The following is a 7,645-nucleotide window of genomic DNA, read 5'->3' as shown; positions in this document are numbered from 1 at the left end:
TACGCGAGCATAAATGCTCTTGATCACGTCGCCTAAGTTTTGAACAAAAAACTCTCCGGCAAACCCGGGGCGGTTCACCTTGCTGCGCGACATGCAGCGAAACCCTTCGAGCAAAGGACAAACAGATGCTTGATTCAGTGAAGATCGCACGGCGGCAAAGCGAAATCCGCCAATCCCTTGCGGGCCTTGTCGGCAAGGAAGAACCGACCCAAGACGAGGTTCGGAACATTGAGGCGCTTGATATGGAGTTTCGGACCAATGAAACCCGCTATCGCGCGGCGCTGATTGCCGAGGACACCGAGCGGCGCGAAGCCGGGGCCGAACTCGAAACCCGTTCGGATCGCGAATGGGCCGAGGTGATGGCGGGCTTTGAAATGCGCCAAGTCGCGCTTTCGCTGGACGAGGGCCGGAACCTTGATGGCAAGACCGGCGAAATCGTCAGTGAGCTGCGGTCGCGCGGCGGGTATCGTGGGATTCCGGTTCCGTGGGAAGCGCTGGAAGTCCGGGCCGGTGAGACTGTCGCCAGCGGAACCCCGAACCCGATCCGAACCGCGCCTATCATCGAACGCCTGTTTGCCGGTTCGGTCGCGGCGCGCATGGGTGGCCAGATGGTCAACGTGGGTGTGGGCGAACTGGAATACCCCGTCACCACGTCGAGCGTTTCGGCGGGCTGGGCCAATGGCGAAACCGCGAACGTGGCTGGCCCGACCGTCTACGCGACGACCGACCGACCGCTTGCCCCGGATAACACCTTGGGCGTCCAAATGCGGATCACGCGCAAGACGCTGAAGCAATCCGGCACCGGGCTGGAACAGGCTGTTCGCCGCGACATGAACGGTGCAATCGAGGAAGCACTTGACCATGCCGTCTTTCAGGGCAGCGGATCGAGCGGCGAACCGACCGGGCTTTTTGCGGGCGCGTCGGGCTGGGGCATTGCCGAGACTGCCGTTGATGCGGCGGCAAGCTGGGCGGCATTCCGTGCCGAGGTTGTTGACTTCATCACGGGCAACGCGGCGACCGGTCCCGGCGATGTGCGGGCGCTGATCCGTCCCGAGGTCTGGGATTACATGGACGGCGTTATGGTCGGTGACGGCGGGTTCAAATTCGAGTTTGACCGGATGATTGAAGCGCTGGGGGCGGTTGTCATGTCGCACAACGCGCTTGCCGATCCGACCGGCGATCCGCTTGTGACGAGCGCAGTCCTGACGACCACGGCGGGCGGCGTTCCCCCGTTCTTCGTCGGCACTTGGGGGGCGATTGATCTTGTGCGAGACGTTTTCAGCGATGCACAGTCGGGCGCGCTTCGTCTCACGGCGCTGGCCACGATGGACGTGACCATTTCCCGCGCGGCGCAAACCCGCATCCTGACGGATATTCAGTGATGCTCTGGGCCGGTTCCAAAGGCGGGCTTGAAGTCCGCACCTCTGCGGGCGGTGCTACCGTCCTGCGGGGCCGGTTCCCGTATGCCGTCCCGACCGTCTTGCAAGGCGGTCGGGATCGGCGGCAGGAAGTATTTGCAGCGCGGGCTTTCGGGGCTTCAATCGCGGCAGGCGGCGACATTCACTTGCTTGTTCACCACGACTTTGACCGTCCGCTTGCATCGAGGTCGGCGGGTTCTTTGCGCCTACAAGACAACGACGATGCGTTGACCTTCGAGGCAACGCTTGCCCCTGAAATGCGCGACGTGGGCTTTGTTCGTGACTTTCTCGGAACCTTGGAAGCTGGATTGGTCGGCGGCATTAGCCCCGGCTTTCGTGTCACCGAGGGCGGCGACTATGTGAAGCGCGCCGGGGATGGTCTGATGCGTGTCGTCCAGTCTGCTGACCTGATCGAGATTAGCGCCGTGACCAAGCCAGCATACCCGCAAGCACAGATCGAGGCGCGATCTTGGGGGCCTGTCGTGTCCGTGCCGATGGTCAAGCCTTCAAGCGCTTGGGCTGTCTGGGAACGGTGGAGGGCTTAATATGGCGGAGACGATTAAACAAACCGAGGCGTTGCCTGCGTCCTATCCCGAGATTGCGCCACGCTGGGTATCTGGTCAACTCACCGGCACAGACTTTGAACCCGATCCGGCGCAATTGTGGCAACAGATCGAGCGGCATGTTGCGCACCGTTGGACCGCGCGCGAAGTGGTCTGGATCGTGGAAGGTGAAGGCGATTGGCGACCGCCATTGACGCCTGCGACGATTGCCACCGTCGAGGTATGGGAAAATCAAAGCTGGACTGAAACGACACCGCCACCTTCGCCATTTGGCGGGTATGCTTTGCCGAGCGATGGGCCTTACCGGATCACGGCGAGCGTTGGCAGCGGGACGCCACCGGCTGACGTTGTAGAGGCGTTTCGACGCCTGCACGAGTATTCGCGCGGGATTGTGGACAGCTTCAAGAACGAACCCGCGTTCACGGGTGGCGAAGAGGGCATTCCGCGCGCTTGGGCCGCCAAAGCGCTTCACCTGAGTGGTGCAGCGGATCTTCTACGAAATTACCGGAGGGCCTGACATGTTCGGATGGTTCAAGAGAAAACCCGAGACCGAGACCCGATCCAGCGGGACGGGCTACACGGCGCAAGTGATGGAAGCGCGGGCGGCGTATATCAGCGGCGGCGATGGCACGGCGGAACTCACGGCAACGGTGCAAAGCTGTGTGAGCCTCTGGGAAGGCGGCTTGTCGGTCGCGGACGTGACCGGCACCGACCTGCTGACCAAGCGCACCTTGGCACTGTGCGGGCGCGCGCTGGCCCTTCGCGGCGAAGCTGTGTTCCTGATCGAGGACACCGGCCTTGTGCCGTGTTCGGATTGGGATTTGACGACGCGCTATGCCAAGCCGACCGCATACCGGGTGAGCATTCCCGACACTGGCGGCGGGCAAACCCGAACCGCGCTGGCGGCGGAAGTCCTGCATTTCCGCACCGGCGCTGACGTGAACATGCCCTATGTCGGGCAACCGCCCTTGCGGCGATCCGGCCTCACGGCTGGGCTGTTGCAGCACGTCGAGACCGCGCTTGCCGAGGTCTATCGGGACGCGCCTATCGGTTCCAGCGTCGTGCCGTTCCCTGAAAGCCCGGAAACCGACCTTGCGCAAATGGCGCGGGCATTCCGGGGCTACCGGGGCCGAGTGCAGCTTCGTGAAAGCGTCAACGTCACGGCGGCGGGCGGGCCTGCCCCTGCATCCGACTGGAAGCCTCAAAGCGTGTCGCCTGACATCGAGAAAGTCTTGCCCAAAGAGACGTTGGAGGCGGCGCGTTCTGCGATCTGCATGGCGTTTGGCGTCTTGCCGGGGCTGGCGTCACCTTCGACCACCGGGCCGCTAGTGCGGGAAGCACAACGTCATTTGGCTCAGTGGATGCTGCAACCGATTGCCGAGGGCATGGCCGAGGAATGCGCCGCGAAGCTGGGCGAGGCGGTGGCGCTGGACGTGATGCGACCGCTCCAAGCCTTCGATGCAGGCGGACGGGCGCGGGCGGCGGCTGGCATCATTCAGGCGATGGCGATGGCCAAAGAGGCGGGCGTTGATGCTGACGCCGCTATGAGATTGGTGGATTGGCAGGGTGCGCCGGTCCGGTAGCCGGACAAAGCCCCCCCGTAAGTCGGTGAGTGGGAAAACCCCGACAAGGCACGGCTGAACTTCCTTTTCGGCGCGGTGCAAGGCCAGCACGTTCCCAAGGCGGGGCTGGCCTATTTCTTGAGCCTGACCCCGGCTCCCCCGCCATTCTCTGCGATGAACTCGACCCCGGCATCTTCGAGCGCGGCGCGGATCGCGGCGACGGTGGCGGGCTTCAATTCTTCGCCGCGTTCAAGGCGGGATACAGTTGCCTGCGCAACATCGGCGAGTGCGGCAAGATCACGAACGCCAAGACCAAGAGCGGCGCGGGCCATTTTGCATTGCGTGGCGTTCATTTTATAACCCTGTTATTTTTCTTGACCCGTTTTGCGACGTGTGAAAAGTATAACCACGTTATCAATAACCCAAATCAGGAGACCCTGACAATGCCCAATGAACGCGCCCGCGCGACCGATACCGGCTTGCCCGATCTGTCCGACATTCACACCAAGGCGACATATCTGCATGGCCTGATGGCCGTCTTGACCGAATTCAACCCGCACGACCAGCGGACAAGCAACGGCGTGGCGGCGGTTGGCTTTGTCGCTGAACGGCTGGCCGACGAAATCGCGAGTGATCTGGAAAAGCTGAAAGGGCGCCGGGCATGAAACCGACAAGCAAAGGCGTTGAACTGGCCAAAGACCGCTTCACCAATCCAGACTTTGCCCTTCGCTGGATGGATGAGTCGTATACGAGGAACTCACCGGCGAGCAGCCTTGCCTATATGGCAATGGGCCTTGTTGCGACCGCAAGCGCGGCTTTGGACAATGACGCTGGCGGCACACCGATGCAGGATCGAGGCATCGACCAAACTCTGTTTGTGGCCGAGGCGATCCTTCGCGACCTGATAGACGAGGCGGAAAAGCTGGAACTGCGGGCGGCGCGCATAAGCCCGGTTTAGCAAGTGCAAAACGTGGTTGCCTTTGGATTTGGATTAATGTAATCTAAAGTCAAATAATGAGGTGCTGAGATGGCAACCGTAGCAGAGCTAGTCCAAGACATCGCGGAAATCCTTGGGGAGAGGCCCGAGACCGTAAACGCATACGCGCGCGCGCTTATCGACTCGGGTCACTTGCCCAAGAGTCGTGGGCGCGCAATCGCTCAAGTGGGTTACGACGATATTGGCAAGTTGATGTTGACGGTTGCCTTGGCCCCCAAGATCAAAGAGGCGTCGGCGGTATTGGCGGACTACTGGACAATACCGGCGTTTCCTAACAGTCCTTTTGAAGACCAGACATCGGGAAAATGGCTCACCGCAATAATTGCAACGATCTACCAACAGCCTGAGACCCAAGAGGAGCGCGCGCGAAGGAAAGCGCTGCTCGATTGCAATATCGTCATAAACGAAACTTGGACAGAAATTGAGTTTTGGAATCAATCCAAATTGATTGTCAGGTTCCAACGCCAGCCGAACGACTTCTGGCAAGGGTACTTCAAACGTGAAGTGCGCCTTTCGGGCCGTGCATTTCTGATGCTCGGGTTTGGACAAGGGCGCGACTATGTCGAGTGGGTGGCCGAGTAACATGCCGCCCCGCCCCGCCAGCATCACCCAAGCCGAGCTGACCCGGTACGCGAAGGGATTGGCGGCGGCGAATGTGTCTCAATTCCGCGTAGTGGTGCGACCGGACGGTTCCCATGAAATCATCGTGGGAACCGGCTCCGATGTTGGCCAAAATCCTCTCGTTGACGAACTCAACCGCGTGACAGGTGTGCGATGAAAAAGCGGAACCCCTTCCCCGGCGTAGGCAACAAACCGAACGTGGATCAGCACGGCAAGAAGCGGTGGCGTTTGCGGGCAAAGGTGAACGGGCGCAAGGTGGATGAGTACCTTCCCGGTGCATACGGCTCCCTTGAGTTTCGCACCGCCTATGAGGCTGCAATGAACCCGCGTCCCGACGACAAACGGACACGCGGCGAACACGGTACCGTTGACCATGTAGTGTCTCATTACCGTGGCTCAGTCCGGTTCAAAGAACTTGCGGCATCAACCCGCTACGCCAAAGGCAAGCGTCTGGACTGGATTTGCCAGATCATCGGGCGCTTTCCCTTGGAGTTGATACAGGCGCACCACATAGAAGGCCTGATGGAGAAGAAGGGCGGCGCGGCGGCGGCCAACCGGCTGCGCAAAGAACTGTCGGAGATCTTCGACCACGCGCGCAAGAAGGTGGGTCTCGATATTGCGAACCCCGTTCACGCGGTTGATGAGCGAAAGCAGAAAGAGACAGGCGGCTTCCACACTTGGACGCCTGAAGAAATCCAGAAGTACCGCGACTTTCACCCAAGCGGGACGAAGGCGCGCCGCGCGCTGGAACTGATGCTTGCGACCGGTGCAGCACGACAAGACGCTTGTGCAATGGGGCGGCACAACATCAAGGGAAATGCGATCTACTACCGACGCGGAAAGACCGGCCAAGAGGCGGAATTGTCGCTGGACTACATGCCCGACCTAGTCGCCGAAATCATCCAGCTTCCGCCCGGCACTAGCCTGTTTCTGACTCGTGACGATGGCAAGCCCTATACCGTCGAAGGCTTCGGGAACTGGTTCGCGGACCAAGTGCGAGCGGCTGGCCTTCCTGACCGATGCCGCGCTCATGGCCTCCGAAAATTCGGCGCGACCCAGCTTGCCGAGCATGGCGCGAACGAACTCGAAATCATGGCCTTTCTGGCCCATCGAAGCACCCGCGAAGCCCTGACCTACGTCAAATCTGCGCAGCGCAAAAAGCTGTCGGCGGGCGGAATGTCCAAGGTTCGCGCTGCAAGCGTGTCCAACCTTTCCGAATGGCTGGACAAATCAGCACCACAAGTCAATGAAAAGAAAGGAAAATAATGGAACACTGGCGATCCCGGCAGGATTCGAACCTGCAACCTGCCCCTTAGGAGGGGGCTGCTCTATCCAGTTGAGCCACGGGACCGTCGCGCCCCTGATTACCGCGCCTGCGCGGCCTTGTCACCCGCTTGATGCATCTTGCACGTACCCCGGATTGCGGTAACGTTAAGCCAACAAAGAAGGAACCTGCCCTTGGCCAATGACGATACCCGCCCGCTGACCCTGCGTGATGTTTCCGAGGCCTCCGGCGTGTCCGAAATGACGGTCAGCCGGGTGCTGCGCAATCGCGGCGATGTCAGCCAAGCCACCCGTGAAAAGGTGCTGGAGGCCGCGAAGGCGTTGGGATACGTGCCCAACAAGATCGCCGGTGCGCTGGCCAGCCAGCGGGTCAATCTGGTGGCCGTGATCATCCCCTCCTTGCGCAACATGGTCTTTCCCGAGGTCATGTCCGGGATCAGCGCCGTATTGGAGGAGACCGACCTTCAGCCCGTCGTGGGCGTCACCGACTACCTTCCGGAAAAGGAAGAGCGCGTTCTGTACGAAATGCTGTCCTGGCGGCCTTCCGGTGTGATCATCGCGGGGTTGGAGCATACCGACGCCTCGAAGGCGATGCTCAAGGCCAGCGGTATTCCCGTGGTCGAGATCATGGATACTGACGGCACGCCGATCGATTGCGCCGTAGGGATCAGCCACCGCCGCGCCGGGCGCGAGATGGCGCGCGCGATCCTGAAACAGGGCTATGAGAAGATCGGCTTCATGGGCACCAAGATGCCTCTGGACCACCGCGCGCGCAAACGCTTCGAAGGGTTCACCGAGGCGCTGGCCAAGGAAGGCGTCGAGATCGCGACGCAGGAATTCTATTCCGGCGGCTCTGCACTGGCCAAGGGGCGCGAGATGACGCGCACCATGCTGGACCGCGAGCCGGAGCTGGATTTCCTGTATTACTCCAACGACATGATCGCCGCGGGTGGCTTGATGGAGCTGATGGCGCAAGGCATCGACATCCCTGGTCGCGTGGGGCTTGCCGGGTTCAACGGGGTCGAATTGCTGCAGGGCCTGCCGCGCCAGTTGGCGACCATGGATGCCTGCCGGACCGAGATTGGCACCAAGGCGGCGCAGATCATCTCTGGCCGGGTCAACGACCCGAATGCGGAATTCGAGCGCATCGTCGAACTGACCCCCAAGATCAGCTATGGCGACACGCTGAAGCGCCGGTGA

9 protein-coding genes and 1 tRNA gene are annotated in these 7,645 nt (G+C 61.1%); 9 read left to right on the top strand and 1 reads right to left on the bottom strand.

Annotated features, from left to right (window positions below):
* The first annotated feature begins 125 nt into the window (after positions 1–125).
* The 8 genes from D8Z78_RS11775 to D8Z78_RS11735 all read left to right on the top strand — a co-directional run bounded on the left by D8Z78_RS11775 (position 126) and on the right by D8Z78_RS11735 (position 6,427).
* Complete coding sequence (locus D8Z78_RS11775) at positions 126–1,382, top strand: phage major capsid protein (RefSeq protein ID WP_121630324.1); 1,257 nt, start codon at positions 126–128, stop codon at positions 1,380–1,382.
* Positions 1,382–1,963, top strand: a complete 582-nt coding sequence (locus D8Z78_RS11770; protein ID WP_121630323.1) for an HK97 family phage prohead protease — start codon at positions 1,382–1,384, stop codon at positions 1,961–1,963. The genes D8Z78_RS11775 and D8Z78_RS11770 overlap by 1 nt, the downstream gene beginning before the upstream one ends.
* 1 nt (position 1,964) lies before the next feature.
* A complete protein-coding gene (locus D8Z78_RS11765) occupies positions 1,965–2,498 on the top strand; it encodes a hypothetical protein (RefSeq protein ID WP_128910776.1) in 534 nt (177 codons plus the stop codon).
* Between the two features lies 1 nt (position 2,499).
* Positions 2,500–3,564, top strand: a complete 1,065-nt coding sequence (locus D8Z78_RS11760; protein WP_121630322.1) for a phage portal family protein — start codon at positions 2,500–2,502, stop codon at positions 3,562–3,564.
* A 29-nt stretch (positions 3,565–3,593) separates the two neighbouring features.
* The gene (locus D8Z78_RS25425; RefSeq protein WP_476718453.1) at positions 3,594–4,208 is read left to right on the top strand and encodes a hypothetical protein; all 615 of its coding nucleotides are present in this window, start codon (positions 3,594–3,596) and stop codon (positions 4,206–4,208) included.
* Positions 4,205–4,501, top strand: a complete 297-nt coding sequence (locus D8Z78_RS11745; protein WP_121630320.1) for a hypothetical protein — start codon at positions 4,205–4,207, stop codon at positions 4,499–4,501. Before D8Z78_RS25425 ends, D8Z78_RS11745 begins: the two co-directional genes overlap by 4 nt.
* A 69-nt stretch (positions 4,502–4,570) precedes the next feature.
* Positions 4,571–5,122, top strand: coding sequence for a hypothetical protein (locus D8Z78_RS11740; protein ID WP_121630319.1), 552 nt, complete (start codon positions 4,571–4,573; stop codon positions 5,120–5,122).
* Between the two features lie 192 nt (positions 5,123–5,314).
* Positions 5,315–6,427: a tyrosine-type recombinase/integrase gene (locus tag D8Z78_RS11735; protein WP_121630317.1), complete on the top strand. Its 1,113-nt coding sequence runs from the start codon at positions 5,315–5,317 to the stop codon at positions 6,425–6,427.
* A gap of 8 nt (positions 6,428–6,435) precedes the next feature.
* On the opposite strand, the gene D8Z78_RS11730 is transcribed toward D8Z78_RS11735, so the two are convergent.
* Positions 6,436–6,512 (bottom strand) — tRNA-Arg (locus D8Z78_RS11730).
* 107 nt (positions 6,513–6,619) lie between these two features.
* Between D8Z78_RS11730 and D8Z78_RS11725 the strand changes: the two genes are divergently transcribed.
* The gene (locus tag D8Z78_RS11725; protein ID WP_121630316.1) at positions 6,620–7,645 is read left to right on the top strand and encodes a LacI family DNA-binding transcriptional regulator; all 1,026 of its coding nucleotides are present in this window, start codon (positions 6,620–6,622) and stop codon (positions 7,643–7,645) included.

It is taken from the genome of Tropicibacter alexandrii (assembly GCF_003667315.2).
Taxonomy (GTDB): domain Bacteria; phylum Pseudomonadota; class Alphaproteobacteria; order Rhodobacterales; family Rhodobacteraceae; genus Tropicibacter; species Tropicibacter alexandrii.
The sequence above is the reverse complement of the archived record's forward strand: the minus strand, read 5'-3'. Positions and strand labels throughout refer to the sequence as shown.

Coding starts and splice junctions, on each gene's coding strand:
- D8Z78_RS11775 (WP_121630324.1), top strand. CDS start 126: ATGCTTGATTCAGTGAAGATCGCACGGCGGCAAAGCGAAATCCGCCAA.
- D8Z78_RS11770 (WP_121630323.1), top strand. CDS start 1,382: ATGCTCTGGGCCGGTTCCAAAGGCGGGCTTGAAGTCCGCACCTCTGCG.
- D8Z78_RS11765 (WP_128910776.1), top strand. CDS start 1,965: ATGGCGGAGACGATTAAACAAACCGAGGCGTTGCCTGCGTCCTATCCC.
- D8Z78_RS11760 (WP_121630322.1), top strand. CDS start 2,500: ATGTTCGGATGGTTCAAGAGAAAACCCGAGACCGAGACCCGATCCAGC.
- D8Z78_RS11745 (WP_121630320.1), top strand. CDS start 4,205: ATGAAACCGACAAGCAAAGGCGTTGAACTGGCCAAAGACCGCTTCACC.
- D8Z78_RS11740 (WP_121630319.1), top strand. CDS start 4,571: ATGGCAACCGTAGCAGAGCTAGTCCAAGACATCGCGGAAATCCTTGGG.
- D8Z78_RS11735 (WP_121630317.1), top strand. CDS start 5,315: ATGAAAAAGCGGAACCCCTTCCCCGGCGTAGGCAACAAACCGAACGTG.